This window comes from Nocardioides montaniterrae (genome assembly GCF_054782655.1).
This window is the reverse complement of the sequence record NZ_BAAGSB010000001.1, coordinates 417,041-440,499: the sequence shown is the minus strand read 5'-3', so window position 1 is coordinate 440,499 and position 23,459 is coordinate 417,041. Positions and strand designations below refer to the sequence as shown.

The window sequence follows — 23,459 nt, the reverse complement described above, 5'->3', positions numbered from 1 at the left end:
CCGCCATGACCAGCTCGACCAACAGCAGCTACGACACGGTGATCGTCGGCGCCGGCGCGACCGGCCTGACGGCGGCGTACCGCCTCGTCCAGGCCGGCCGGCGCGTGGTCGTCCTCGAGGCGCGCGACCGCGTCGGCGGCCGCCTGCGCACCGACGGCCACAACGACTCCTCCTTCGAGATCGGCGGCCAGTGGGTCTCGCCGGACCAGACGGCGCTCATCGAGCTGCTCGACGAGCTCGGGCTGCAGACGTACCACCGCTACCGCGAGGGCGCCTCGCTGTACGTCGGCGCCGACCGCACGCCGCGCCGGTTCACCGGTGAGGACCTCCCGCTCAGCGAGGAGACCAACGCCGAGATCGACCGCCTCATCGGCGTGCTCGACAAGCTCGCCGCGGACATGGACCCCGACCGCCCCTGGGAGCACCCGCAGGCCGACGAGCTCGACCGGGTCACCTTCGCCCAGTGGCTCGAGGCGCAGACGACCGACCAGGAGGCGCGCGACAACATCGCGCTCTACATCGGTCCCGCGATGCTGACCAAGCCGGTCTGGTCCTTCTCGGCGCTCTCGGCCGTGCTGATGAGCGCGAGCGCCGGGTCGTTCACCAACCTGGTCGACGCCGACTTCATCCTCGACCGACGCGTCACCGGTGGCCTCGCGTCCGTCCCGCGGATCCTGGCCGAGCGGTTCGTCGAGGCCGGCGGTGAGCTGCGGCTCAGCGCCGACGTCACCCACGTCCGCCACGACGCCGGCGGCGCGGTCGTCACCGTCGACGGCTCGGAGGTCACGACGTCCGAGGTCGTGCTGGCCCTGCCGCCGACGCACGTACGCCGCATCCGCATCACCCCTGACCTGCCGGCCGAGCACCGTCACGCGAGAGAGCACCAGTCCTTCGGCCTGGTGATCAAGGTCCAGGTCGAGTACGACACCCCGTTCTGGCGCGAGGACGGCCTGTCCGGCACGGGCTTCGGCCCCTACGAGCTGGTCCACGAGGTCTACGACAACACCTGGTCCGAAGGGGGCGCGGAGTCCCCGACCGGCACCGTCGTCGGCTTCGTCGCCAGCGACCGCGCCGACGAGGTGCTGCGGCTCGACGCCGATGAGCGCCGTGGGCGGATCCTCGACTCCCTCGCCGCCTACTACGGCGAGCGCGCCCGCACCCCGCGGACGTACGTCGAGAGCGACTGGCAGGACCAGGAGCTCACCGGTGGCGCCTACGCCACCAGCTTCGACGTCGGCAGCCTGACCCGCTACGGCAGCCGCCTGCGCGAGCCCGTCGGCCACATCCGCTTCGGCAGCAGCGACGTCGCCGGGCTGGGCTTCCAGCACGTTGACGGCGCGGTCCGGATGGGCTCGCTCCTCGCCCAGCAGATCCTGGAAGGAACCACGGCATGATCCACAACGTCATCAACGGCGAGCTCGTCGCCGCGCAGGACGGTCGCACCAGCGACCTCGTCGACCCCGCCACCGGCGAGGTCTACGAGACCGCCGCGCTGTCGGGTGCGGCCGACGTCGATGCGGCATACGCCGCTGCCGCGGCCGCCCTGCCGGCGTGGCGCGCCCTCACGCCCGGCGCTCGCCAGGGGCTGCTGCTCAAGCTCGCCGCCGCGTTCGAGGCGCGGGCCGACGACCTGCTCGACGCCGAGGTGCGCAACACCGGCAAGCCGGTCGAGCTCACCCGCAGCGAGGAGATCGCCGTCGGCATCGACCAGCTGCGTTTCTTCGCCGGTGCGGCCCGCACGCTCGAGGGCACCGCCGCGGGGGAGTACCTCGAGGGCCACACGTCCTACATCCGCCGCGAGCCTGTCGGCGTGGTCGGCCAGGTCGCGCCGTGGAACTACCCGTGGCTGATGGCGATCTGGAAGATCGGTCCCGCGCTGGCCGCCGGCAACACGGTCGTGCTCAAGCCGTCCGACACGACGCCGGCGACCGCCTCCCTGATGGCCGAGATCGCGACCTCGGTACTGCCCGCCGGTGTGTTCAACGTCGTCTGCGGTGACCGCGACACCGGCCGGCTCGTCGTCTCGCACCCGACCGCCGCGATGGTCTCGATCACCGGATCGACCGGCGCGGGCAAGCAGGTCGCCGCGGCGGCAGCGGCCGACGTCAAGCGGGCCCACCTCGAGCTCGGCGGCAAGGCGCCGGCGCTGGTCTTCGCCGACGCCGACGTCGACGCGACCATCGAGGGCATCTGCGTCGGAGCGTTCTTCAACGCCGGCCAGGACTGCACGGCCGTCACCCGCGTGCTCGTCGCGTCCGAGATCGCCGACGACTTCACCGAGCGTCTCGTCAAGGCCGTCGGGGAGCTCCGCACGGCCGGTCCCGCCGACGCGGAGGCGACGTACGGCCCGCTCAACAACGCCGCCCAGCTCGCCCGGGTCTCCGCGATCGTGGACGGTCTGCCCGAGCACGCCCGCGTGCTCACCGGTGGTCAGCGCGTGGGGGAGCGTGGCTACTTCTACGCCCCGACGGTCGTCGCCGGCGTACGCCAGGACGACGCGATCGTGCAGCAGGAGACGTTCGGACCGGTCATCACGGTGCAGACCTTCGCCGACGAGGCCGAGGCGATCGCGCTGGCCAACGGCGTCGACTTCGCCCTCGCCTCCAGCGTTTGGACCGCCGACCACGGCACCGCGATGCGCTGCGCCGTCGCGCTCGACTTCGGCTGCGTGTGGATCAACACCCACATCCCGCTCGTCGCCGAGATGCCGCACGGCGGGTTCAAGCAGTCCGGCTACGGCAAGGACCTGTCGCACTACGCCGTCGAGGAGTACACCCGCGTCAAGCACGTGATGCACGCGCACGGCTGATCCGTCACACTGTGCGGATGCGGCTCGCGCTTCGCAGGCTCCGCAAGATCCCCGAGGGGTTCCGGGGGCGCGACCCGGAGTTCATCCGCCGGATGCTGCCGCGCTTCTGGCTGGTGCTGCAGATCTACCACCGGCCCGAGGTCGAGGGCTTCGAGAACGTCCCCGGTCGACGAGCCGGCGCTGTTCGTGGGCAACCACAGCGGGGGCGCGAACATCCCCGATACCTTCGCGTTCCTGCTGGCGCGACGTACTTCACCGTCGAGGCGGCCGCTCTTCGGGCTCGCTCACGAGGTCATCACGATGCTGCTGGTCGTCGGCGACATCGCCCGCAAGCTCGGCGTGGTGCGCGCGGGCCAGTCGGCTGCGCGTGAGCTGCTCGCCGACGGCGCCAACGTGCTGGTCTACCCGGGCGGCGACGTCGACGCGCTGCGCGCCTACCGCGACCGGCACAAGATCATGTTCGACGGCCGCAAGCGAGGATCCCCAGATCGCCGAGAGGTCTGCGACCTATCTGATGGCACCGGTGGATGTCGTGGCCACTATCGCACCTACAACCTGCGTGCCGCGGCCCTCGAGCACATGCTTCACCGGTGGCGAAGGTTCGATTCCTTCACCTGCCACGGCAAGTACGCCGAAGGGCCCGGTCTGATGACCGGGCCCTTCTGGGTTCGTTCCTGACGTGAGCCTCAGGCAGCGGGACGCAGCCAGAAGACCGGGATGACCCGGTCGGTCCACTCGACGTACTTGTCGTAGTTGGGCCACACGGTGACCATGTGCGCCCACGCCTCTTCCTTCTCGGCGCCGAGCAGCTCGGTCCAGGTGCAGGTGACCTCGCGGCGCTGGTAGCGCACCGACACGGTCGAGGCGGCCCGGAGGTTGCCCGCCCACATCGGCGGCTTCGGGGCGCCGAAGGACGATCCGGCGATCAGCCAGCCGCCGCGCCACGGGACGCAGAGCAGGGGAGTCGAGCGCGGGATCCCGCTCTTGCGCCCCGCGACGGTGAGCATCAGCGACGGGAGCCCGGCCAGGTCGACGAAGCCGACCCGGCCGCGCGTCCAGCGCTGCAGCTGCTTGTCGATCCAGGTGATCTGCGGCAGCAGCCGCGGCATCCAGGAGAACGAACCGAGCTTGATCGCGATCGGCGTGAAGAGGCCCATGCCCCGCAGGGTAGGCCTCACGCCACCGGAGTCGGACCACCGAGTGCCTCGGCGACCGGTCCGAGAAGTGCCTTGGCGGCGCGGCGATAGCCCGCAGGAGAGGGGTGGAAGCGGTCCTCGGCGAACATCTCGTCGGGTCGGGCCAGGAAGTGCGGGCCGACCAGGCGTGCCAGCGACACCGGCACGGCACCGAGCTCGAGGGCGACGTCGCGCTGCGCGCCGGCGAGCTGCCGCGATCCCGCGCGGATGAGGGAGCGCAGCGGTTGCGGCACCGCGACCACGGTGCCGAGGTCGGGACAGGTGCCGACGACCACGGCCGCTCCGCGCGCCTGGAGCGCCAGGATGCACTCCCGCAGCGCGTCCGTGGAGACCGAGCGTGGCACCCGGTGGATCACGTCGTTGCCGCCGACCACGATCAGCGCCACGTCGATCCTGCGGCCCTCGGGGAGCGCCTCGAGCTGGGCCGCGAGCATCGAGGTCTCGGCGCCGACGACGGCGACGCAGCGTACGTCGACCGCGCGGCTCGTCCGCTTCGCGAGGCGTCGCGCGAGCTGGCCGCTGAGCGTCTCCTTGCGCTTGGTGGCGCCCAGCCCGGCCGCGATCGAGTCGCCGAGCACGACGAGCCGGATCGGGTCGCCGTACCTCTTCTTGTAGCGGCCGTCCGCCGGCGGTGCCTGCTCGCCGAGCGGCTTGCCGATCGCCCGGCGAGCGAGCCGCGCCTGGGCGCTGAGCGTCAGCCGCGCGGAGATCCCGCCGACGAGCGCGGTCCCGGCGAGGGCGAGTCCCGCCGTCGCGGCGGCGCGGGTCCGGGTCACCCGCGAGCGAGGAGCGCGCGGAGCCGTTCGCGAGGCGTGGCCCTCGGCTCGGCCGCGTCCTCCCCGATCAGCCAACCGGCGCCCACGACCTTGGACGTACGCCGGCTGCCGCGGCCGATGCCGACGAGCTTCCACCCTGCCTCGGCCCAGCGGTCGTGGTCGAGCTTGTTGCGTGCGTCGATGACGACCTTGCGGCGTACGAGACCGGCAGCGGCGACGGGGTCGATCTCGCGGAACTCGGGCCACTCGGTCAGGTGCACGACGGCGTCGGCTCCGGTGAGGGCGGCCGCGACGCTGGCGACGTAGGTCAGCTGTGGGTGCACGGCCCGGGCGTTGAGCGCGGCCTCGGGGTCGTAGACGCGGACCTCCGCGCCGGCGGCCTTCAGCGCCGCGGCGACGGCCAGCGCGGGGGAGTCGCGCACGTCGTCGCTGCCGGGCTTGAAGGCGGCGCCGAGCACGCCGATCCGCAGGCCGCGCACGTCGCCCCCGCACTCGTCGACCACCAGCTCCGCAACCCTGCTGCGGGCCCGCGCGTTGATGTCGTCGACCTCGCCCAGCAGGCGGCCGATGCCGCGCGCACCGAGCTCGTCGGCGCGGGCCGCGAACGCGCGGATGTCCTTGGGCAGGCACCCGCCGCCGAAGCCGACGCCGGCATCGAGGAAGCGCCGCCCGATGCGGGTGTCGTCGCCGAGGATGTCGGCCAGCGCGACCACGTCGGCCCCGGATCGGTCGCTGACCTCGGCGATCGCGTTGATGAAGGAGATCTTGGTGGCCAGGAAGGAGTTGGCCGCGACCTTGGCCAGCTCGGCGGTCGCGAGGTCCGTGACGTGCAGTGGCGTGCCGTCGGCGAGCGCGGCCGCGTAGACCTTGCGGAGCAGCGCGACAGCGCCCTCGCCGCCGTCGGCCACCCCGAGGACGAGCCGGTCGGGGTGCAGGGTGTCCTGGACGGCGTACCCCTCCCGGAGGAACTCCGGGTTCCACGCGACGTCGAGGCGTACGCCGCCCGCGACCGTCTCGGCGACCATGTCGCGCAGCGCGGCGGCCGTGCCGACCGGCACCGTCGACTTGCCGACGAGCAGGCTGTCGCGGCGTACGACGCGGGCCAGTCGCCGGGTGACCGTGAAGACCGCCGTCAGGTCGGCCGAGCGGCCGGTGGCCGACTGGGGGGTGCCGACACAGATGAAGTGGACGTCGCAGTCGGCCGCCTCGTCGAGCGAGGTGGCGAACCGCAGCCGGCCCGAGGCGATGCCGCTGGCGAGGAGCTCGGGCAGTCCCGGCTCGGTGAACGGCAGCTCGCCCCGGGCGAGCGAGGCGATCTTCGCCTCGTCGTTGTCGATGGCGACGACGTCGAAGCCGAGCTCGGCCAGGCAGGCGGCGTGCGTCGCACCGAGGTAGCCGGTGCCGATGACGCTGATGCGAAGGGTCATGGTTCTTCCTCCCGGGTCAGGCCGCGAGGGCCGTGGGTCCGCCGATCACGGCGGGGTAGTGGACGGTGGTGAGCTGGTCGATCACGGATGCCCACGAGCGGTCGGCCACGGCGTCGACGGCGGCATCGGCGAGGCGGGCGCGGAGGACGGCGTCGCCCACGAGCGCGTCGACGGCCGACCGGAGAGCGCCTGCTGCGTCCGGGTCGTAGAGGAGGCCGGTCCGGCCGTCCTCGACGAGGTCGAGCGGGCCTCCGGAGGCTGGAGCGACGACGGGTACGCCGCTCGCCTGTGCCTCCTGGACCGTCTGGCAGAACGTCTCGGCGCGACCGGTGTGCACGAACACGTCGAGGCTCGCGTACGCCGACGCCAGCTCGGCGCCCGACAGCATCCCGGTGAAGGTCGCGTGCGGAAGCCCGCGCTGGAGGCGGCCCCGATCGGGTCCGTCGCCGATGACCACCAGCTCGACACCGGGTAGGTCGGCCACCTCGCGCAGGCGCTGGACCTCCTTCTCGGCGGCCAGCCGGCCGACGTAGCCGACGAGGACGCGGTCGGCGCGACCGCCGGTCCAGGTCGCGCGCAGCTCGGTGCACCGGTGAGCCGGGTCGAACTGGTCGAGGTCGACACCCCGCCTCCAGGTGTGCATCTGCGGCACCCCGAGCGCCGCGAGCTGCGCGTGCGAGGCCGAGGAGGGCACCAGGGTGCGGTCGCAGCGCCGGTGCAGCCGGCCGGTCCAGCGGTCGATCAGTGCCGTCGCCGGGATGTTGTAGTGGTCCGCGAACCCGGTCAGGTCGGTCTGGTAGACCGCGACGGTCGGGAGGCCGAGTCGCTCCGCGGCCCGCAGGCCGGTCATGCCGATCGCCGCCGGCGAGGCGAGGTGCACGACGTCGGGCCGGAAGGCCGCGAGGGTGTCGGCGACCCGGCGGTCGGGGAGACCGACCCGGAACGACCGGTAGCCCGGCATCGCGACGGAGCGGACGCGCACGACGTCGACACCGGCGTACGACGTCGGGCCGGGGCCCGGCGCGATCACGACGACCTGGTGGCCCGTCTCGACGAGTCGGTCGACGGTGCGCACGACGGTGTTGGTGACGCCGTTGACCTGGGGGAGGAACGATTCGGTGACGATCGCGATCTTCACGTGGCGAATGTCGCCGGGCCGCGTGAACGGTCGGTGGCCCCTGGCGTCGCGCCGGGTGAAGCGCGGCCGTCCGCTCGGTGCCCGCTGCCGGACGCGTCACCAGCGTTCGACCCGGGGTCGACGCGCGTTCGCCGTCCGTGCACCCGCGGTCCCTACGTTGCGGCCGTGATCAACCGTGGACTGACCGGCAGCGTGCTGGTCCTGCTGGGCGGGCTGGTGGTCTCGACGCTGCCGGCGAGCGCGCCCGTCCTCGCCCTCGTCCCGCTCGCCGCGCTCCGGCAGGCCGAGGTCGGCCGGATGGCCGGTCTCGCCGTCGTGCTCCTCGGCCTGGGCCTGCTCGCGCACTCCTGGCTGATGCTCTGCCGGTACGTCGCGCACCTCCCGGCCGGCGAGTGGCGTGACGGCATCGACCTGGTCCGCCTCGCCACCGTCGTGTGGGTTGTGCCGCTGCTCCTGGCCCCGCCGCTGTTCTCCCGCGACGGCTGGTCGTACGCCGCCCAGGGCGCCTTGGCGCATGCCGGGTACTCGCCGTACGCCTACGGCCCCGCCGCGCTGCTGCCCCACGGGCCGGTCCTGCCGATGCCGATGGCGCCGGTGGTGCAGGCGGTCGACCCCATGTGGATGGACACGACGACGCCGTACGGCCCGCTGCCGCTCGCGTTCGGCAGGCTGGTCGCCGGGTTCACCGGCAACCCGTGGGTGCTGGTCCTTGCCCACCGCCTGCTCGCGCTGGTCGGTCTGGCGCTGCTGGTGTGGGCCGTCCCGAGGCTCGCCCGGTGGACCGGTGTGAACCCGGCGCTGGCCAGCGCCCTGGTCGTCGCCTCCCCGTTGATGCTCGCGAACGGTGTCGGCGGGCTGCACAACGACCTGCTGATGGTCGGCCTGATGGCCGCCGCGCTCGTCGTCGGCGTCGAGCGCGGCTGGCTCCAGGGTGCGGTGATCGCCGGTCTTGCCGCGTCGGTGAAGATTCCTGGCGGGCTGGTCTGCGTGGGCATCGCGCTCGCGACGCTTCCCCTGTCGGCGAGCACGTCCGCGCGGGTCCGGCAGCTCGCCAAGGTCGGCCTCGCGGCGCTGGCGACGCTCTTCGGACTCGGTCTGGCGACCGGGCTGGGCAACGGATGGATCGCGGCGCTCGCGGTGCCGGGCGAGGTGAACACCCCGCTCTCGGTCTCGACGCTCCTCGGGGGAGCCCTCGACGGCCTCGCCCGTCTCCTCGGCCTCGACACCCCGGCCGCGCTGTTCCGCAACGCCGTGCGGGCGATCGCCATGCTGGCCGCGCTCGGCATGATCGGCTGGGTCGCGCTCACCGCCCGCACCGGCGGCCGCGCCGGCGCGCTGCGTGCCGTCGCCGTCACGACCGGCGCCTTCGTGCTCCTCGCGCCCGTCGTGCACCTCTGGTACCTGCTGCTGATCCCGGCCTTCCTCGCGCCGCTGCGCCTCTCGCCGCCGGCGGCGCGGGCGCTGGTCGCCGGGTCGGTCGTGCTCGGCCTCGTCGCACCCCTCGACTCCTCGCTGCACGGTGCCTACGAGGCGATCGTCCTCGGCAGCATGCTGGTCGCCGGGCTGACCGGGGTGCTCCTGCTCACCGGGCGTGCCCGCACCCGGATCGGCGGCATCACGGAGGTCCCCGTCCTCGGCTGATGGATCGCGCCGAGCGTGCTGCAGGTTTCCCAAGGGATGCAGGGAAACCTGCGCTTCCCAGGCGTTGCAACCATGGGGAAGCGCAGGTTTCCCTGCATCCCTTGGGAAACCTGCGAGACCTCAGGCGGGCAGCGACAGCTGAGCCCGCTCGCCGGCATGGATCGCCAGCATCGACTCGACGGTCCGCGACCAGGGGAACTGCTCGGCCCGCACCCGAGCAGCAGCGCGACGACCGGCCTCCGGTCGCGCGGCGAGCCGTTGTACGGCGTCCGCCAGCGACTGCGCCGTCGGCGCACCCCAGGCGCCACAGGTGCGGTCGACGAGCTCGCGCGCGCCGCCCCGGTCGGCGGTGACGACCGGCGTACCGCAGGCCAACGACTCGAGCACGGCGAGGCCGAACGTCTCGCCCGGGCAGACCGACAGCGAGATGTCGGCCGCCGCGATCCGGTCGCGCAGCTCGGCCCGCCCGTCGACGTACCCGTGGAACCGCACCGGAGCGCTCCCGGCGACGTCCTCGAGCTCACCGAGGTGCGGGCCCTCGCCGTACACGTCCAGCCGGAGGCGTACGCCGCGCCGGTGCAGCTCGGCCGCGGTGGCGACCGCGAGGTGCGGCGACTTCTCACGGGACAGGCGGCCGACGTGGATCAGCTTGAGCGTTCCCGGCTCGTCCGCCGAGCGGCCCGACGCGTCGCCGGGCACCGGCCGGAAGGTGTCGAGGTCGACCCCGAGCGGCACCCGCTCGATGGGGCAGTCGACCGCATCGGCCAGCCGCTGGAACTCCTGCTGGGCGTAGCGCGAGGTGACCACGAGGGTGTCGAAGGAGCGCACCACGAGCCGGTTGACCAGGGCGATCGACATCCGCGAGGTCGTCGGCCGGCCGCTGCGCATGGTGAACATGTCGGTCAGCTGCTCGTGGGAGAGGCAGACCGTCGGCACGCCCGCGCGGCGGGCCCACCACGCGACGGGCAGCAGGGTGAGCTTGTCGTTCCACTCGATCGAGGTGGGGGCGAACCTGTCCAGCACCTCGACCAGCCGCCACGGCTCGACGATCAGCCGGTAGCCGCCGCCGACCCTGGGCGCACGAACCTCCGCGAGCAGTCCGTGCTCGGTCTCGGTGACCCGGTCGACCGGGCCCGGCACCACGAGGAGACGGTCGACGCCGGCGCCGACGTACCCCTTGCCGAGCTCGGCGAGCGCGGTCCGCATCCCGCCCGAGGAGGCGCCGACGAAGTTCGCGAGCTGGGCGATGCGCATGGGGGCAGGCTCCCCGCTGCCGGTGAACGGATCGCGACGGTGGGGTGGAGGTGCGGCGACGACCCGGCGCTGCCGTCACAATGGTCCGGTGGACGACCTGATGCGCTGCCCGTGGGCCGGTGGTCCGGGCGTCATGCGGGACTACCACGACACCGAGTGGGGCGTCCGGGTCAGCGGCGAGGCGGCGTACCTCGAGCGGATGACCCTCGAGGCGTTCCAGTCCGGCCTGTCCTGGGCGGTCATCCTCAACAAGCGGCCGGGCTTCCGCGAGGCGTTCGCCGGTTTCGACGCCGAGGCGATCGCGGCGTACGACGACCTCGACGTGCAGCGTCTGATGACGGATGCGCGCATCGTGCGGAACCGCCGCAAGATCGAGGCCACCATCACCAACGCGCGCGCCACGCTCGACCTGCGCGAGCACGGGGGGCTCGAGGAGCTGGTTCTCGGCTTCGCGCCCGACGTCGAGCCGGCGCCCGCGAGCGCAGCTGAGTGGCTGGCCTCCTCACCCGAGTCGGTCGCGCTGGCGAAGGCGCTGAAGAAGCGCGGCTTCGTGTTCGTCGGCCCGACCACGATGTACGCCCTCATGCAGGCGATCGGGATCTTCGACCCGCACCTGACCACCTGCTTCCGTCGGGGCGCCGCGTGATCGCAGGGCTCGCCTGGCTGGTCGGCTTCCAGCTCGCGGGCTCCTTCATCTCCGAGTCCCTCGACCTGCCGGTGCCGGGCCAGGTCATCGGGATGCTGCTGTGCTTCGGGTGGCTGCGCCTTCGTCGTACGCCGGACGACGCCGCCATCGTCCGCACCTCGACCGCGCTGCTCGGCCACCTGCAGCTGCTGTTCGTCCCGGCCGGCGTCGGCGTCGTCGTCTACGTGCGCACCATCGGCGACCACGCGCTGCCGATCGCGCTCGCGATGGCCGTCTCGTGGTTCCTCGGGCTGGTCGTCGTCGGGTGGACCGCCGTCCTACTCGAGCGGCTCCTCGGCAAGACCCCCGACGACCTGCCTGCCGGGGCCCACGGCGACCTGCAGACCGGGGAGGCGTCGTGAACAACCCGGTCGACGTCCTCCACGACGTCCTCGCCTCACCACTCGGCCTGGTCGGCATCACCCTGGGCGGCTACCAGCTCGGCCGTGAGCTGCAGAGGCGCCTCGGCGGCCACGCGCTCGCCCAGCCCGTCCTGGTCGCCATCGCGACCGTCGCGATCGCGCTCCAGCTCCTCGACATCGACTACGACGTCTACAAGGACGCGGCCGTGGTCATCTCGGTCTGGCTCGGGCCGGCCACGGTGGCGCTCGCCGTACCGCTGCACCGGCAGGCCCACCGGCTGACCGGCTTCGTCATCCCGATGGTGGTCGCCCTGGTCGCCGGCGCGAGCGTGTCGATCGTGTCGGCCGCCCTGGTCGCCCGCTGGACCGGCGCCGACGAGCTGCTGCAGAAGAGCCTGGCCACCAAGGCCGCCACCACACCCGTCTCGCTCGCCATCACCGATCGTCTCGGCGGCATCGCGCCACTGGCGGCGGTCTTCGCCATCACCATCGGCATCTTCGGTGCGATCGCAGGGCCGGCCGTCCTCAACCTGGTCCGGATCCGCGACCGCCGCGCCCGCGGCCTCGCGGTCGGCGCGGTCTCGCACGGGATCGGCGCCTCCCGGATGCTGCGCGAGGACGACACCGAGGGAGCCTTCGCCGGCCTCTCGATGGGGCTCACCGCCCTGACGATCAGCGGACTGGTTCCGCTCTTCGCGCTCGTCCTCTGGTGACGCCCGACTAACCTCGCTCCATGCGAGTGCACGCGTTCGGTGACGACGCCCTGGGTGAGTACGACGCCGTCGGGCTGGTGGAGGCCCTCGACCGCGGTGCGGTGACGGCTGACGAGGTGGTCGAGGCGGCCATCTCGCGCGTGGAGAAGGTCGCCGGCGAGCTCAACCCGGTGGCGGTCTCCCTCTACGACCGCGCTCGCGCGCGGGCGCGCGAGCCGCACACCGGCTACTTCGCCGGCGTCCCGGCCCTGCTGAAGGACAACGTCGACCTCGGCGGCGTCCCGACCATGCAGGGCACCGACGCCTGGGAGGGTCGGCCGGCCAAGGCCGACGGTGACTGGGCGGAGATGTTCCTGGCGACCGGCCTGAACCCGATCGCCAAGAGCCGGCTCTCGGAGTACGGCTTCTCGGCCTCGTGCGAGCACCCCCGCCTGGGTCCGGTCCGTACGCCGTGGAACACCGACCACACCGCCGGGGCATCGAGCTCCGGCTCGGCCGCGCTCGTCGCTTCCGGCGCCGTCCCGATCGCCCACGCCAACGACGGTGGCGGCTCGATCCGCATCCCCGCATCGGTCAACGGCCTGGTCGGTCTCAAGCCGACCCGCAACCGCTTCGCCCAGGACAAGACCTTCCGCGACATGCCCGTGCGGATCGTCTCCGACGGCGTCGTCACCCGCACGGTCCGCGACACCGCGGCGTTCCTGCGCGAGTCCGAGCGGGCCTTCCGCAACGTCGAGCTCTCGCCCATCGGCGACCTGACCCGGCCGGGCAAGCGGCGCCTGCGGATCGCCCTGAACACTGCCGGCGTCCAGCACTCGGCCGACGCCGAGGTGACGGCGCTGACCGAGGACGTCGCCCGACTCCTCGAAGACCTCGGCCACACCGTCGAGGTCGTCGACCCGCCCGTCACCGAGCAGTTCGCCGACGACTTCCTCCTCTACTGGAGCGCCCTCGCGATGGCGATGCTCCGCGGCGGACGACTCCTGCACGGCCGCACCTTCGACAAGGCCAAGCACGACAACCTCACCCTCGGCCTGGACCGTCACGCCCGCCGCAACCTGCACAAGCTCCCGCGGGCGATCGCGCGGCTCCGGCGTACGACCGCGGAGTCGGCGCTGTTCCACCAGAAGTACGACGTCTCGCTGACCCCGACCCTGGCGATCCCCACTCCGCGGATCGGGTGGCTCGACCCGACGCAGGAGTTCGAGGTGATCATGGAGCGCCTGCTGCAGTGGGTGGCCTTCACGCCCCTGCAGAACGCGACCGGTGACCCGGCGATCTCCCTGCCGCTCGCGACGACCTCCACCGGCCTGCCGCAGGGGATGATGTTCGGCGCCGGCGCGGGTCAGGAGGCCACCTTGATCGAGCTGGCCTACGAGCTCGAGGAAGCCCGTCCTTTTGCCCGGATCACGGCCTGAACCCCAGGTAGGACCCCGGATTTTGCGGCTCGGATCGACGCCGGTAATGTTTCCCCGCGTTGCCCCCTTAGCTCAGTGGTAGAGCACTTCCATGGTAAGGAAGGGGTCGTCCGTTCAATCCGGACAGGGGGCTCTGAGATCAGGGCGCCGGCCGATCCGTCGGCCCGGCGCTCTTGTCTTGTGGCGGGGTAGCTCAGACGGTTAGAGCGCACGACTCATAATCGTGAGGTCTGGGGTTCGATCCCCCATCCCGCTACCAGCACTCTTCCCCGCAGCACCAACCAGAACCGAGGACTCCAGTGGCCAGCAAGAGCAGCGACGTTCGCCCCAAGATCACGCTCGCGTGCGTGGACTGCAAGGAGCGCAACTACATCACCAAGAAGAACCGCCGCAACGACCCCGACCGCATCGAGCTGTCGAAGTTCTGCCCCCGTTGCCGCAAGCACACCGCTCACCGCGAGCAGCGCTGATCTTCTTCTGAGATCTCTTTCGCAGAGGCCCGGTCCCGCCAGGGACCGGGCCTCTGTCGTTAGGGTCATCCGCGTGACCGAGCTCCTCTCCGACCACACCACGCTCCGCCTCGGCGGCCCGGCCCGTCGGTGGGTGCGCGCTCGCAACGCCGACGAGCTGATCGCGGCCGTCGACGAGGCCGACCAGGCCGGGGAGCCGGTCCTGGTGCTCGGCGGCGGCAGCAACCTGGTCGTGGCCGACGACGGCTTCGAGGGCACCGTGGTCCAGATGGTCGGCGGCGGGGTCCAGGCCGTGAACGAGCCGGGCGCCGTCGTGGTGACCGTCGGCGCGGGTGAGCCGTGGGACGTGTTCGTCGAGCACGCCGTGACCTCCGGATGGGTCGGTGTCGAGGCGCTGTCCGGCATCCCCGGAACGGTCGGTGCGACGCCGATCCAGAACGTCGGCGCCTACGGCCAGGAGGTCTCGCAGACCATCTCCTCGGTCCGTGTCTGGGACCGCAGGCTTCGCGGCATCCGCACCTTCGAGGCGGCGGACTGCGGCTTCGGCTACCGCCACTCCCGCTTCAAGGCAGACCGGTACGACGACGCGGGTGGGCGTCACGTCGTCCTCGACGTGACGTTCCGGCTCCCCGTGGGCGCCGACTCCGTCCCGATCGCGTACGCCGAGCTCGCCCGCACCCTCGGCGTCGAGGTGGGGCAGTCCGCGCCGCTCGCGGCCGTGCGCGAGGCGGTCCTCGGGCTGCGTGCCGGCAAGGGCATGGTCCTCGACCAGGCCGATCACGACACCTGGAGCGCCGGCTCGTTCTTCACCAACCCCGTGGTCGATCCGGCCAGCGTGCCGCAGGGCGCGCCGGCGTACGACCAGGGCGACGGCACCGTGAAGACCAGCGCCGCCTGGCTGATCGAGCACGCCGGATTCGCCAAGGGTCACGGCAACGAGCGGGTCTCGCTGTCCACCAAGCACACGCTCGCGCTGACCAACCGCGGCGGCGCGACGACCGAGGACCTGCTCGACCTCGCGCGCGAGGTCCGCGCCGGCGTGGAGAGGGCCTACGGCATCACCCTGGTCAACGAGCCGGTGATGCTGGGCTGCTCGCTCTGAGCCAGTCGTCGACACCCGCCAACGCCGAGGCCAGCACGTCGGAGGGCGCGCGGCTCGCGCGCAGCGACATCCGTGCGAGCTCTGCGAGCGTCTCGTCGCTCAGCTCGTGGGCCGCGCGCATCGTGGCGTACTGACCGGCCAGCCGCGACCCGAACAGCAGCGGGTCATCGGCCCCCAGGGCGACGGTCGCCCCCGCGGCGAGCAGTGCCGGGACGGGCACCGAGGTGAGGTCGGAGTAGACGCCGAGCGCCACGTTGGACGTCGGGCAGACCTCCAGCGCGACCCCGGCGGCCGCGATCTCGTCGAGCAGACGGGGGTCCTCGGCGGCTCGTACGCCGTGCCCGAGCCGTCCCGCATGGAGCCGGTGCAGGCAGGTGCGGATGTGCTCGGGGCCGCGCAGCTCGCCGCCGTGCGGGACCAGCATCAGCCCGGCCCGCTCCGCGATCGCGAACGCCGGTGCGAACGCGTCGGTCTCGCCCCGCCGCTCGTCGTTGGACAGCCCGAAGCCCATCACCCCACGGTCGGCGTACTGCGCGGCCAGGCGGGCCAGGGTGCGGGCGTCGAGGGGGTGACGGGTGCGGTTGGCCGCGATCACCACGCCGATCGAGAGCCCCGTCGCGCGGGACGCCTCGCGGACGGCGTCGAGCACGAGATCGGTGAACGCGGTGATGCCGCCGAACCGGGCGGCGTACCCGCTGGGGTCCACCTGGATCTCCAGGCGACGACTTCCGTCGGCGACGTCGTCCTCGGCCGTCTCCAGCACGAGGCGGCGTACGTCGGCCTCGGTGTGGATGACCGAACGGGCGACGTCGTAGAGGCGCTGGAAGCGGAACCAGCCCTTCTCGTCGGCGGCCGAGAGCTGCGGGGGCCACTCCGCGACCAGCGCGTCGGGCAGCGCCAGGCCCTCGCGCTCGGCGAGCTCGAGCAGGGTCGCGTGGCGCATCGATCCGGTGAAGTGCAGGTGCAGGTGGGCCTTCGGCAGCAGGCGCAGGTCCCGGCCAGTGGTCACGCGATCATCCTAGGGACCGCGATTGGTCGGCGTTGTGCACTGTGCGTAGACTCGCCCTTGGTGGTTTTCCACATGGTGAGTCGCGCCCTCAACCCGGCACGACCCATCGGATCTCCCCTGAAGGGCACTAGCTCAATTGGCAGAGCATCGGCCTCCAAAGCCGAGGGTTGGGGGTTCAAGTCCCTCGTGCCCTGCGAAGAGATGACGACGAAGCACTGGACGACGTAGGACGAGGAAGGGTGAAGGAGCGTGTCGGAGACCCCCGCGGTCCGCGCATCTGACGACCGGGGCGACAAGCCGGCCGCCAAGCGCACCGGGCCCATCACCTTCTACCGCCAGATCGTCGCCGAGCTGCGCAAGGTCGTCTGGCCGACGCGCGACGAGCTCACGACGTACTTCTTCGTCGTCCTGGCCTTCGTGCTGTTCATGATCGCGCTCGTCTCGCTGCTGGACCTCGGTCTGGGCAAGCTGGCGTTCGAGGTCTTCGGCGGCTCGAAGAGCACCAACCCGTAATTCACCCGCAACTGATGGAGCAAGACGTGTCGGAGCAGCACGACCCGGTCCTCGAGAACGACGAGGCCGCCACCGTCGAGGCAGAGGAGACCCCTGAGGTCGCCACGGATGCCGTCGACGAGGCGCCCGCCGCCGACGAGACCGAAGAGGTCGCTGCCGACGCCGAGCCCGTCGCCGTCGACCCGCTCGAGGCGTTCCGCGCCGAGCTGTGGGCCAAGCCGGGCGACTGGTACGTCGTGCACACCTACTCCGGCATGGAGAACCGGGTGAAGCAGAACCTCGAGAACCGCATCCACTCGCTCAACATGGAGGACTACATCCACGAGATCGTGGTCCCCACCGAGGAGGTCGCGGAGATCAAGAACGGCCAGCGCAAGATGGTCAAGCGCACCGTTCTCCCCGGTTACGTCCTGGTCCGCATGGACCTCACCGACGAGTCGTGGGGCTGTGTGCGCCACACCCCGTCGGTCACCGGCTTCGTGGGCCACTCCCACCAGCCGGTCCCGCTCAGCATGACCGAGGTCGAGAACATGCTCGCCCCGGCCGTCGTCGCGCTCGCCGAGGCCGAGGCCGAGGCCGCTGCGGCCACGAGCAGCGGTGGCACCGCGACCCCGACCGCGAAGAAGCCGATCGAGGTCGCCGACTTCGGTGTCGGCGACTCCGTCATGGTCGTCGACGGTCCGTTCGCCACGCTCCACGCGACCATCACCGAGATCAACGCCGAGGCGCAGCGCGTCAAGGCGCTGGTCGAGATCTTCGGCCGGGAGACCCCGGTCGAGCTCAGCTTCAGCCAGGTCCAGAAGGTCTGACCTTCCTCACCGGCTGAGTGGGTCGCACACCGCGGCCCTGCAGGTGGCAGAGACGTACGACGTACGTCTCGTCATGACCACGAGAAGAAAGAGAGAACAAGGGAATGCCTCCCAAGAAGAAGATCGCCGCGCTGGTCAAGGTGCAGCTGCAGGCCGGCTCGGCCACCCCGGCTCCGCCGGTCGGTACGGCCCTCGGTCCGCACGGCGTCAACATCATGGACTTCTGCAAGGCGTACAACGCCCAGACCGAGTCCATGCGCGGCAACGTGATCCCCGTTGAGATCACCATCTACGAAGACCGCTCGTTCGACTTCATCACCAAGACCCCGCCGGCCGCCGAGCTGATCAAGAAGGCCGCCGGCCTGGCCAAGGGTTCGTCGGTCCCGCACAAGGACAAGGTCGGCAAGCTGACCAAGGACCAGGTGCGCGAGATCGCCACGACCAAGCTGCCGGACCTCAACGCGAACGACATCGAGGCCGCCATGCTGATCATCGAGGGCACTGCCCGCTCGATGGGCGTCACGACCGACTGAATCCCCGTGGAAGGGCCGCGCTGGCCCGCTGACCACATCTCCTCACTGACTTAAAGGAACACATCATGCAGCGCAGCAAGACCTACCGCGCGGCGTCGGAGACGTTCGACAAGAACGAGCTCTACGCCCCGCTGGCCGCGATCAAGATCGCAAAGGGCTCCTCCAAGAAGAAGTTCGACGAGACCGTCGACGTCGTCATGCGTCTGGGCGTCGACCCGCGCAAGGCCGACCAGATGGTCCGTGGCACCGTCTCCCTGCCGCACGGCACGGGCAAGACCGTCCGCGTCCTCGTGCTGGCCAACGCCGAGAAGGCCGACGCCGCCCGTGAGGCCGGCGCCGACTTCGTCGGTGGCGACGAGCTCATCGACAAGATCGCCGGCGGCTGGCTCGACTTCGACGCCGTCGTCGCGACCCCGGACCTGATGGGCAAGGTCGGCAAGGTCGCCCGCGTCCTCGGTCCCCGCGGCCTCATGCCGAACCCGAAGACCGGCACCGTGACCCCGGACCCGGCCAAGGCCGTCCAGGACATCAAGGGCGGAAAGATCGAGTTCCGCGTCGACCGTCACTCGAACCTGCACTTCATCATCGGCAAGGCCTCGTTCTCCGAGCAGGCGCTCGCCGAGAACTACGCCGCTGCCCTCGAGGAGGTGCTGCGTCTCAAGCCGGCCAGCTCCAAGGGCCGTTACGTCAAGAAGGTCACCGTCTCCACGACCATGGGCCCCGGCGTCCAGGTCGACCCCAACCGCACGAAGAACGTGGCGGCTGAGGACGAGGCCTGATCACGCCCCCGCGGGCGAGCTTGCGAGTCCGCGGATCAGGGCGGGAGATCGAGTAGCGCCTGCGGCTGAGCATGCGAAGCCGCAACGCGCGTATCGAGATCCGTCTGATCCACGCACGAAGCCCCGGTCCCCACTCAGTGGGACCGGGGCTTCGTCGTACGCCGGTCAGGCGGTGAGCTTCTCCAGCGCAGCCAGCTCGGCGCACACGGCCACGCCCGCCATCGCGGTGACGACGTCGTCCAGCGTCGGGAACGTCGGAGCGAGGCGGATGTTGCGGTCGTCGGGGTCGTTGCCGTGGGGGAACGCCGAGCCGGCGGGGGTCAGGGCGATGCCTGCCTCCTTGGCGAGCTCGACGGTGCGCGACGCCGTGCCGTCCAGCACGTCGAGGTCCACGAAGTAGCCGCCGACCGGCTTGCTCCAGGTCGCGATGCCCAGACCCTCCAGCCGGGACGTCAGCGCGTCCTGGACGGCGGCGAACTTCGGCGCGATCAGCTCGCGGTGCTTGACCATGTGCGCCCGTACGCCGTCAGCGTCGCCGAAGAACTCGACGTGACGCAGCTGGTTGATCTTGTCCGGGCCGATCGCGGCGAAGCCGAGGCGCTGGAGGTACCAGGCGACGTTCTCCGGCGAGGCCGCCAAGCAGGCGACACCTGCGCCCGCGAAGGTGATCTTGGAGGTCGAGGCGAACATGATCGGGCGGTTCGGGTGACCCGAGACCGAGGCCAGGCCGAGCGCGTCGGCGGACTTCGTCTCGACCTCGGTGAGGTGGTGCACGGCGTAGGCGTTGTCCCAGAAGATCCGGAAGTCCGGCGCGGCCGTCGGCATCGCCATGAGCTCGGCCGCGACCTCCTGGGTGGTGACGGAGCCGGTCGGGTTGGCGTACGTCGGGACCAGCCACATGCCCTTGACGCTGGCGTCGTCGGCGACCAGCGCCTTGACCGCGGCGACATCGGGGCCGTCCTCGTGCATGGGAACGGTGACCATCTCGATGCCGAGCTCGGCAAGCATCGTGAAGTGCCGGTCGTAGCCCGGCACCGGGCAGACGAACTTGACGGTCTCCTCCTGGCCCCACGGGCGCGGGGAGTCGGGGCCGCCCTTCAGCAGCAGCCAGGTGATGACCTGGTACATCATCGACAGGCTCGAGTTGCCGCCGGCGACGACCTGGGCCGCGTCGACGCCCAACAGCTCGCCGAAGATCGCGCGCATCTGCGGCAGACCCTCGAGCCCGCCGTAGTTGCGCACGTCCGTGCCGTTGGCGTCCTTGACCGTGGAGGGCAGGGAGAGCAGGCCGTTGGAGAGGTCGAGCTGGTCGCTGCCGGGCTTGCCCCGGGTGAGATCCAGCTTCAGGCCCGTGGCCTGGAGGGCGGCATAGTCGGCCTGGGCGGCGGCCAGTCGCGCGGCGAGGTCTTCGGGGGAGGCCTGGGTCAGCGTGGTCACGGGTCCATCGTGCCAGCACCGGCGATTTGGTACGTCGTACGGGCGTCCGTAGTCTTGCCTCTTGAAACCAGAGACCGCTGGTCGTTCACTCCCGCTCCGGTGGGCGTGATCGAAGGTCCCGAGAGGGCGACCCGCGTAGGAATCGAAGCAGCGCCCGAGCGACACCGTCGCCCGAGTCCATGCCCCGAGGCCTACGCCCGGGGCATTCGTCATCTTAGGGCCGGGTAGGCAGGCGGTCTCGTCCGATCAAGGAGGAGACCCATGGCGCGGGCAGACAAGCAGGCCGCCGTCGCGGAGATCACTGACGAGTTCAGTGGTTCCGCTGGCGCTGTGCTGACCGAGTACCGCGGTCTCACCGTCAAGGAGCTGCAGGACCTTCGCCGCTCCCTCGGTGCGAACGCCAACTACGCCGTGGTCAAGAACACGCTCGCCAAGATCGCTGCCAAGGAGGCAGGGATCGACGGCTTCGACGACCTGCTGACCGGTCCGACCGCTATCGCCTTCATCAAGGGCGACGTGGTCGAGGCGGCCAAGGGTCTGCGTGACTTTGCCAAGGCCAACCCCGCCCTTGTCATCAAGGGTGGAGTTCTGGACGGCAACCTCCTCGACGCGAAGGAGATCGCCAAGCTGGCCGATCTCGAGTCGCGCGAGGTGCTCCTGGGCAAGATGGCCGGCGCGATGCTGGCCAGCCTCTCCCAGGCCGTCTACCTGCTCAACGCCCCGCTCGCCCAGGCTGCCCGGCTCGCCGGCGCCCTGGAGGCGAAGGCCCAGCAGGACCCCACGATCCTCGCAGGTGGTGCCGGTGCTCCGGCCGCTGCCGAGGAGACCCCGGCGCCTGCCGAGGAGGCCCCCGAGGCCCCCGAGGCTGCTGCCGAGTCCACCGACGCCTGATCCCAGGCCGACGTACCACACCACCTGAAACCGGTACGGGTCCCGCAGGGGCTCGGCCACAGAAACAAAGGAGACGCCATCATGGCGAAGCTCAGCACTGACGAGCTGCTCGACGCGTTCAAGGAGATGACGCTGATCGAGCTGTCCGAGTTCGTGAAGCAGTTCGAGGAGACCTTCGGCGTGACCGCCGCTGCTCCGGTCGCCGTTGCCGCTGCCCCGGCCGCCGGTGGCGCCGCTGGTGGCGAGGAGGCCGCTGCTCAGGACGAGTTCGACGTCGTCCTCGAGGCCGCTGGTGACAAGAAGATCAACGTCATCAAGGAGGTGCGCGCGCTCACCTCCCTCGGTCTCAAGGAGGCCAAGGACCTGGTCGAGGGTGCGCCGAAGGCCATCCTCGAGGGCGTCAACAAGGAGACGGCTGACAAGGCGAAGGAGGCCCTCGAGGCCGCCGGCGCCACCGTCACCCTCAAGTGACTGCCTGACTCGAACTGAGTCGCACTCGACGTGCGGGCTCCCTCCGGGGAGTCCGCACGTCTGCTTTTTGCCCCTTCTGAGCCTGCAATGGCCTCGATCGAGTCTCGGATAGCGACAACAGCGTGACGAGCACCACGGTTTACGCGTAACCTGCCGCACGGCCCCGCGTTGATTTGATGTGCACCGCCGGGTCGGCAAGTGCATGAGGTGCGAGCCTCCCGCCCACCAAGGCTCAGGTGGGTGACAACAGTTTTGAGAGAGGGCTGACATGGGCGTCGATGTCGCAGTGACGAACCTGACCAAGCAGTTCGGCAAGCAGCTGATCTGGAAGGGCGTCACGCTGACCCTGCCGGCCGGCGAGATCTCCGTGATGCTGGGCCCGTCGGGTACCGGTAAGTCCGTCTTCCTCAAGGCCCTCATCGGCCTGATCAAGCCCGACGAGGGCTCGATCGTCATCGAGGGCACCGACATCGCGTCCTGCTCCGAGAAGGAGCTCTACGAGGTCCGCAAGCTGTTCGGCGTGCTGTTCCAGGACGGCGCGATGTTCGGCTCGATGAACCTCTACGACAACGTCGCCTTCCCCCTGCGTGAGCACACCCGCAAGGGCGAGTCCGAGATCCGCGACATCGTCATGGAGAAGATGGACCTCGTCGGTCTGCTCGGCGCCGAGTTCAAGCTCCCCGGCGAGATCTCGGGTGGTATGCGCAAGCGTGCCGGCCTGGCCCGCGCCCTGGTCCTCGACCCGGAGATCCTGCTGATCGACGAGCCCGACTCCGGTCTGGACCCGGTCCGCACCTCGTTCATCAACCAGCTCTTCATCGACCTGAACGCGCAGATCGACGCGACGTTCCTGATCGTCACGCACGACATCCACTCGGTCCGGATCGTGCCCGACCAGATCGGTCTGCTCTACCACAAGCACCTGGCCATGTACGGCCCGCGCGAGATGCTGCTGTCCTCCGACGAGCCGGTCGTGCGCCAGTTCCTCAACGCGCAGACCGTCGGCCCGATCGGCATGTCCGAGGAGAAGGACGCCGACCAGCTGGCCGCCGAGAAGGACATGAACCTTCCGCCGCTGCCCCCGATCCCGCTGCAGCTCGAGCCGTCGAACGGCATCCCGCGCCGTTCGCAGCGCGAGCCGGGCGCCTGGTGCCGCGAGCACGGCATCATCCCGCCCCCGGGCTCCTTCACCGCTGAGGCCGAGCACGCCAGCGGCGCTCAGCAGTCGCACTGACGGTGTCATGTCACTGACGGCCGCTCGGGTCCTGAGGCCCGTCGGAACGGCGGGGAGTCTCTTCGCGTTCGCACTGGACGTCGGTCGGGGACTCTTCCGCCGTCCGTTCCAGACCCGTGAGTTCATCCAGCAGGCGTGGTTCATCGCGTCGGTCACGATCGTTCCCACGGCGCTGGTCGCCATCCCCTTCGGTGCGGTCATCGCACTGCAGGTCGGTGGCCTGATCAAGCAGTTCGGTGCGCAGTCGTTCACGGGTTCCGCGTCGGTTCTCGCGGTGATCCAGCAGGCGGCGCCGATCGGCACCGCACTGCTGATCGCCGGCGCCGGCGGCTCGGCGATCGCGGCCGACCTCGGCGCACGCAAGATCCGTGAAGAGCTCGACGCCATGATGGTGCTGGGCATCGACCCGATCCAGCGACTCGTCGTACCCCGCGTCCTGGCCTGCATCCTCGTCTCGGTCTTCCTCAACGGCATGGTCAGCGTCGTCGGCGTGGCCGGTGGCTACGTCTTCAACGTGATCCTGCAGGACGGCACCCCCGGTGCGTACCTCGCGAGCTTCACCGCGCTCGCGCAGCTTCCCGACGTGTGGATCGGCCTGATCAAGGCCGCCACGTTCGGTCTCATCGCAGCCGTGGTCGCCTCCTACAAGGGCATGACCGCCAAGGGCGGCCCGAAGGGCGTGGGCGACGCGGTCAACGAGTCGGTCGTCATCACCTTCCTGCTCCTCTTCGTCGTCAACTTCACCCTGAGCACGATCTACCTCCAGATCGTTCCGCCGAAGACGGGCTGAGC

25 protein-coding genes and 3 tRNA genes are annotated in these 23,459 nt (G+C 70.9%); 21 read left to right on the top strand and 7 right to left on the bottom strand.

The genetic code is table 11. The annotated features are described in order from the left end of the window. The first annotated feature begins 5 nt into the window (after positions 1–5). The 3 genes from ACYVJ3_RS02385 to ACYVJ3_RS02375 all read left to right on the top strand — a co-directional run bounded on the left by ACYVJ3_RS02385 (position 6) and on the right by ACYVJ3_RS02375 (position 3,487). Entirely contained in the window at positions 6–1,394 is a 1,389-nt protein-coding gene (locus ACYVJ3_RS02385; protein WP_460850882.1) for a flavin monoamine oxidase family protein, read from the top strand. Then, complete coding sequence (locus tag ACYVJ3_RS02380) at positions 1,391–2,809, top strand: aminobutyraldehyde dehydrogenase (protein WP_460850881.1); 1,419 nt, start codon at positions 1,391–1,393, stop codon at positions 2,807–2,809. Before ACYVJ3_RS02385 ends, ACYVJ3_RS02380 begins: the two co-directional genes overlap by 4 nt. Before the next feature lie 300 nt (positions 2,810–3,109). Further along, entirely contained in the window at positions 3,110–3,487 is a 378-nt protein-coding gene (locus ACYVJ3_RS02375; RefSeq protein WP_460850880.1) for a hypothetical protein, read from the top strand. 8 nt (positions 3,488–3,495) lie between these two features. On the opposite strand, the gene ACYVJ3_RS02370 is transcribed toward ACYVJ3_RS02375, so the two are convergent. Genes ACYVJ3_RS02370 through ACYVJ3_RS02355 form a run of 4 tightly spaced genes read right to left on the bottom strand, consistent with a single transcriptional unit; the run spans position 3,496 to position 7,346 of the window. After that, complete coding sequence (locus ACYVJ3_RS02370) at positions 3,496–3,966, bottom strand: nitroreductase family deazaflavin-dependent oxidoreductase (protein WP_460850879.1); 471 nt, start codon at positions 3,964–3,966, stop codon at positions 3,496–3,498. A 17-nt stretch (positions 3,967–3,983) separates the two neighbouring features. Beyond that, the gene (locus ACYVJ3_RS02365; protein WP_460850878.1) at positions 3,984–4,781 is read right to left on the bottom strand and encodes an SGNH/GDSL hydrolase family protein; all 798 of its coding nucleotides are present in this window, start codon (positions 4,779–4,781) and stop codon (positions 3,984–3,986) included. Further along, positions 4,778–6,208, bottom strand: a complete 1,431-nt coding sequence (locus ACYVJ3_RS02360; RefSeq protein WP_460850877.1) for a UDP-glucose dehydrogenase family protein — start codon at positions 6,206–6,208, stop codon at positions 4,778–4,780. The genes ACYVJ3_RS02365 and ACYVJ3_RS02360 overlap by 4 nt, the downstream gene beginning before the upstream one ends. A gap of 16 nt (positions 6,209–6,224) precedes the next feature. After that, on the bottom strand, positions 6,225–7,346 hold the full coding sequence (locus ACYVJ3_RS02355; RefSeq protein WP_460850876.1) for a glycosyltransferase family 4 protein: 1,122 nt from the start codon (positions 7,344–7,346) through the stop codon (positions 6,225–6,227). A gap of 165 nt (positions 7,347–7,511) precedes the next feature. Here ACYVJ3_RS02355 and mptB point away from each other — a divergent pair, with 165 nt between their 5' ends. After that, positions 7,512–8,987: a polyprenol phosphomannose-dependent alpha 1,6 mannosyltransferase MptB gene (gene mptB, locus ACYVJ3_RS02350; RefSeq protein ID WP_460850875.1), complete on the top strand. Its 1,476-nt coding sequence runs from the start codon at positions 7,512–7,514 to the stop codon at positions 8,985–8,987. Between the two features lie 120 nt (positions 8,988–9,107). Here the strand turns inward: mptB and ACYVJ3_RS02345 are convergent, their stop codons facing one another. Then, positions 9,108–10,241: a glycosyltransferase gene (locus ACYVJ3_RS02345; RefSeq protein ID WP_460850874.1), complete on the bottom strand. Its 1,134-nt coding sequence runs from the start codon at positions 10,239–10,241 to the stop codon at positions 9,108–9,110. Positions 10,242–10,341: 100 nt separating this feature from the next. Here ACYVJ3_RS02345 and ACYVJ3_RS02340 point away from each other — a divergent pair, with 100 nt between their 5' ends. The 8 genes from ACYVJ3_RS02340 (at position 10,342) to ACYVJ3_RS02305 (ending at position 14,991) form a co-directional block, all read left to right on the top strand. Then, positions 10,342–10,887 (top strand): DNA-3-methyladenine glycosylase I, encoded by a 546-nt coding sequence (locus ACYVJ3_RS02340; protein ID WP_460851095.1) that lies wholly within the window; start codon positions 10,342–10,344, stop codon positions 10,885–10,887. Next, positions 10,884–11,288 carry a CidA/LrgA family protein gene (locus tag ACYVJ3_RS02335; RefSeq protein WP_460850873.1) on the top strand — a complete coding sequence of 135 codons (405 nt, stop codon included), beginning with the start codon at positions 10,884–10,886 and terminating at the stop codon, positions 11,286–11,288. Before ACYVJ3_RS02340 ends, ACYVJ3_RS02335 begins: the two co-directional genes overlap by 4 nt. Further along, entirely contained in the window at positions 11,285–12,001 is a 717-nt protein-coding gene (locus tag ACYVJ3_RS02330) for an LrgB family protein (RefSeq protein WP_460850872.1), read from the top strand. The genes ACYVJ3_RS02335 and ACYVJ3_RS02330 overlap by 4 nt, the downstream gene beginning before the upstream one ends. A gap of 20 nt (positions 12,002–12,021) precedes the next feature. Next, positions 12,022–13,419, top strand: coding sequence for an amidase (locus tag ACYVJ3_RS02325; protein WP_460850871.1), 1,398 nt, complete (start codon positions 12,022–12,024; stop codon positions 13,417–13,419). Between the two features lie 61 nt (positions 13,420–13,480). After that, positions 13,481–13,552: transfer RNA gene (locus ACYVJ3_RS02320), tRNA-Thr, on the top strand. Positions 13,553–13,601: 49 nt separating this feature from the next. Continuing rightward, positions 13,602–13,678 (top strand) — tRNA-Met (locus tag ACYVJ3_RS02315). A gap of 40 nt (positions 13,679–13,718) precedes the next feature. Beyond that, the gene (gene rpmG, locus ACYVJ3_RS02310; RefSeq protein ID WP_460850870.1) at positions 13,719–13,889 is read left to right on the top strand and encodes a 50S ribosomal protein L33; all 171 of its coding nucleotides are present in this window, start codon (positions 13,719–13,721) and stop codon (positions 13,887–13,889) included. A 67-nt stretch (positions 13,890–13,956) separates the two neighbouring features. Then, entirely contained in the window at positions 13,957–14,991 is a 1,035-nt protein-coding gene (locus tag ACYVJ3_RS02305; RefSeq protein WP_460851094.1) for a UDP-N-acetylmuramate dehydrogenase, read from the top strand. Here the strand turns inward: ACYVJ3_RS02305 and ACYVJ3_RS02300 are convergent. Further along, a complete protein-coding gene (locus ACYVJ3_RS02300; protein ID WP_460850869.1) occupies positions 14,957–16,000 on the bottom strand; it encodes an adenosine deaminase in 1,044 nt (347 codons plus the stop codon). The genes ACYVJ3_RS02305 and ACYVJ3_RS02300 overlap by 35 nt on opposite strands. Before the next feature lie 121 nt (positions 16,001–16,121). On the opposite strand from ACYVJ3_RS02300, the gene ACYVJ3_RS02295 reads away from it, so the two are divergent. The 5 genes from ACYVJ3_RS02295 to rplA all read left to right on the top strand — a co-directional run bounded on the left by ACYVJ3_RS02295 (position 16,122) and on the right by rplA (position 18,634). Further along, positions 16,122–16,194 (top strand) — tRNA-Trp (locus ACYVJ3_RS02295). A 55-nt stretch (positions 16,195–16,249) separates the two neighbouring features. After that, positions 16,250–16,513 carry a preprotein translocase subunit SecE gene (gene secE, locus ACYVJ3_RS02290; RefSeq protein ID WP_460850868.1) on the top strand — a complete coding sequence of 88 codons (264 nt, stop codon included), beginning with the start codon at positions 16,250–16,252 and terminating at the stop codon, positions 16,511–16,513. Between the two features lie 14 nt (positions 16,514–16,527). Continuing rightward, positions 16,528–17,322 carry a transcription termination/antitermination protein NusG gene (gene nusG, locus ACYVJ3_RS02285; protein WP_460850867.1) on the top strand — a complete coding sequence of 265 codons (795 nt, stop codon included), beginning with the start codon at positions 16,528–16,530 and terminating at the stop codon, positions 17,320–17,322. Positions 17,323–17,426: 104 nt separating this feature from the next. After that, positions 17,427–17,855, top strand: coding sequence for a 50S ribosomal protein L11 (rplK, locus tag ACYVJ3_RS02280; RefSeq protein WP_460850866.1), 429 nt, complete (start codon positions 17,427–17,429; stop codon positions 17,853–17,855). A gap of 65 nt (positions 17,856–17,920) precedes the next feature. Next, positions 17,921–18,634, top strand: coding sequence for a 50S ribosomal protein L1 (gene rplA, locus ACYVJ3_RS02275; protein WP_460850865.1), 714 nt, complete (start codon positions 17,921–17,923; stop codon positions 18,632–18,634). Between the two features lie 165 nt (positions 18,635–18,799). On the opposite strand, the gene ACYVJ3_RS02270 is transcribed toward rplA, so the two are convergent. Then, on the bottom strand, positions 18,800–20,071 hold the full coding sequence (locus ACYVJ3_RS02270) for a PLP-dependent aminotransferase family protein (protein ID WP_460850864.1): 1,272 nt from the start codon (positions 20,069–20,071) through the stop codon (positions 18,800–18,802). Between the two features lie 261 nt (positions 20,072–20,332). On the opposite strand from ACYVJ3_RS02270, the gene rplJ reads away from it, so the two are divergent. The 4 genes from rplJ (at position 20,333) to ACYVJ3_RS02250 (ending at position 23,457) form a co-directional block, all read left to right on the top strand. After that, positions 20,333–20,962, top strand: coding sequence for a 50S ribosomal protein L10 (gene rplJ / locus ACYVJ3_RS02265; protein WP_460850863.1), 630 nt, complete (start codon positions 20,333–20,335; stop codon positions 20,960–20,962). An 81-nt stretch (positions 20,963–21,043) separates the two neighbouring features. Next, complete coding sequence (gene rplL, locus ACYVJ3_RS02260; protein ID WP_460850862.1) at positions 21,044–21,433, top strand: 50S ribosomal protein L7/L12; 390 nt, start codon at positions 21,044–21,046, stop codon at positions 21,431–21,433. 268 nt (positions 21,434–21,701) lie between these two features. Next, on the top strand, positions 21,702–22,667 hold the full coding sequence (locus ACYVJ3_RS02255) for an ABC transporter ATP-binding protein (protein ID WP_460850861.1): 966 nt from the start codon (positions 21,702–21,704) through the stop codon (positions 22,665–22,667). Between the two features lie 7 nt (positions 22,668–22,674). Continuing rightward, positions 22,675–23,457: an MlaE family ABC transporter permease gene (locus tag ACYVJ3_RS02250; RefSeq protein WP_460850860.1), complete on the top strand. Its 783-nt coding sequence runs from the start codon at positions 22,675–22,677 to the stop codon at positions 23,455–23,457. The last annotated feature ends 2 nt before the right edge of the window (positions 23,458–23,459 follow it).

Bases quoted from the DNA above. Each gene is read 5' to 3' on its own strand.
- ACYVJ3_RS02385 (WP_460850882.1), top strand. From the start codon at position 6: ATGACCAGCTCGACCAACAGCAGCTACGACACGGTGATCGTCGGCGCC.
- ACYVJ3_RS02380 (WP_460850881.1), top strand. From the start codon at position 1,391: ATGATCCACAACGTCATCAACGGCGAGCTCGTCGCCGCGCAGGACGGT.
- ACYVJ3_RS02375 (WP_460850880.1), top strand. From the start codon at position 3,110: ATGCTGCTGGTCGTCGGCGACATCGCCCGCAAGCTCGGCGTGGTGCGC.
- ACYVJ3_RS02370 (WP_460850879.1), bottom strand. From the start codon at position 3,966: ATGGGCCTCTTCACGCCGATCGCGATCAAGCTCGGTTCGTTCTCCTGG.
- ACYVJ3_RS02360 (WP_460850877.1), bottom strand. From the start codon at position 6,208: ATGACCCTTCGCATCAGCGTCATCGGCACCGGCTACCTCGGTGCGACG.
- ACYVJ3_RS02345 (WP_460850874.1), bottom strand. From the start codon at position 10,241: ATGCGCATCGCCCAGCTCGCGAACTTCGTCGGCGCCTCCTCGGGCGGG.
- ACYVJ3_RS02340 (WP_460851095.1), top strand. From the start codon at position 10,342: ATGCGCTGCCCGTGGGCCGGTGGTCCGGGCGTCATGCGGGACTACCAC.
- ACYVJ3_RS02325 (WP_460850871.1), top strand. From the start codon at position 12,022: ATGCGAGTGCACGCGTTCGGTGACGACGCCCTGGGTGAGTACGACGCC.
- nusG (WP_460850867.1), top strand. From the start codon at position 16,528: ATGGAGCAAGACGTGTCGGAGCAGCACGACCCGGTCCTCGAGAACGAC.
- rplK (WP_460850866.1), top strand. From the start codon at position 17,427: ATGCCTCCCAAGAAGAAGATCGCCGCGCTGGTCAAGGTGCAGCTGCAG.
- rplA (WP_460850865.1), top strand. From the start codon at position 17,921: ATGCAGCGCAGCAAGACCTACCGCGCGGCGTCGGAGACGTTCGACAAG.
- rplJ (WP_460850863.1), top strand. From the start codon at position 20,333: ATGGCGCGGGCAGACAAGCAGGCCGCCGTCGCGGAGATCACTGACGAG.
- rplL (WP_460850862.1), top strand. From the start codon at position 21,044: ATGGCGAAGCTCAGCACTGACGAGCTGCTCGACGCGTTCAAGGAGATG.
- ACYVJ3_RS02255 (WP_460850861.1), top strand. From the start codon at position 21,702: ATGGGCGTCGATGTCGCAGTGACGAACCTGACCAAGCAGTTCGGCAAG.
- ACYVJ3_RS02250 (WP_460850860.1), top strand. From the start codon at position 22,675: ATGTCACTGACGGCCGCTCGGGTCCTGAGGCCCGTCGGAACGGCGGGG.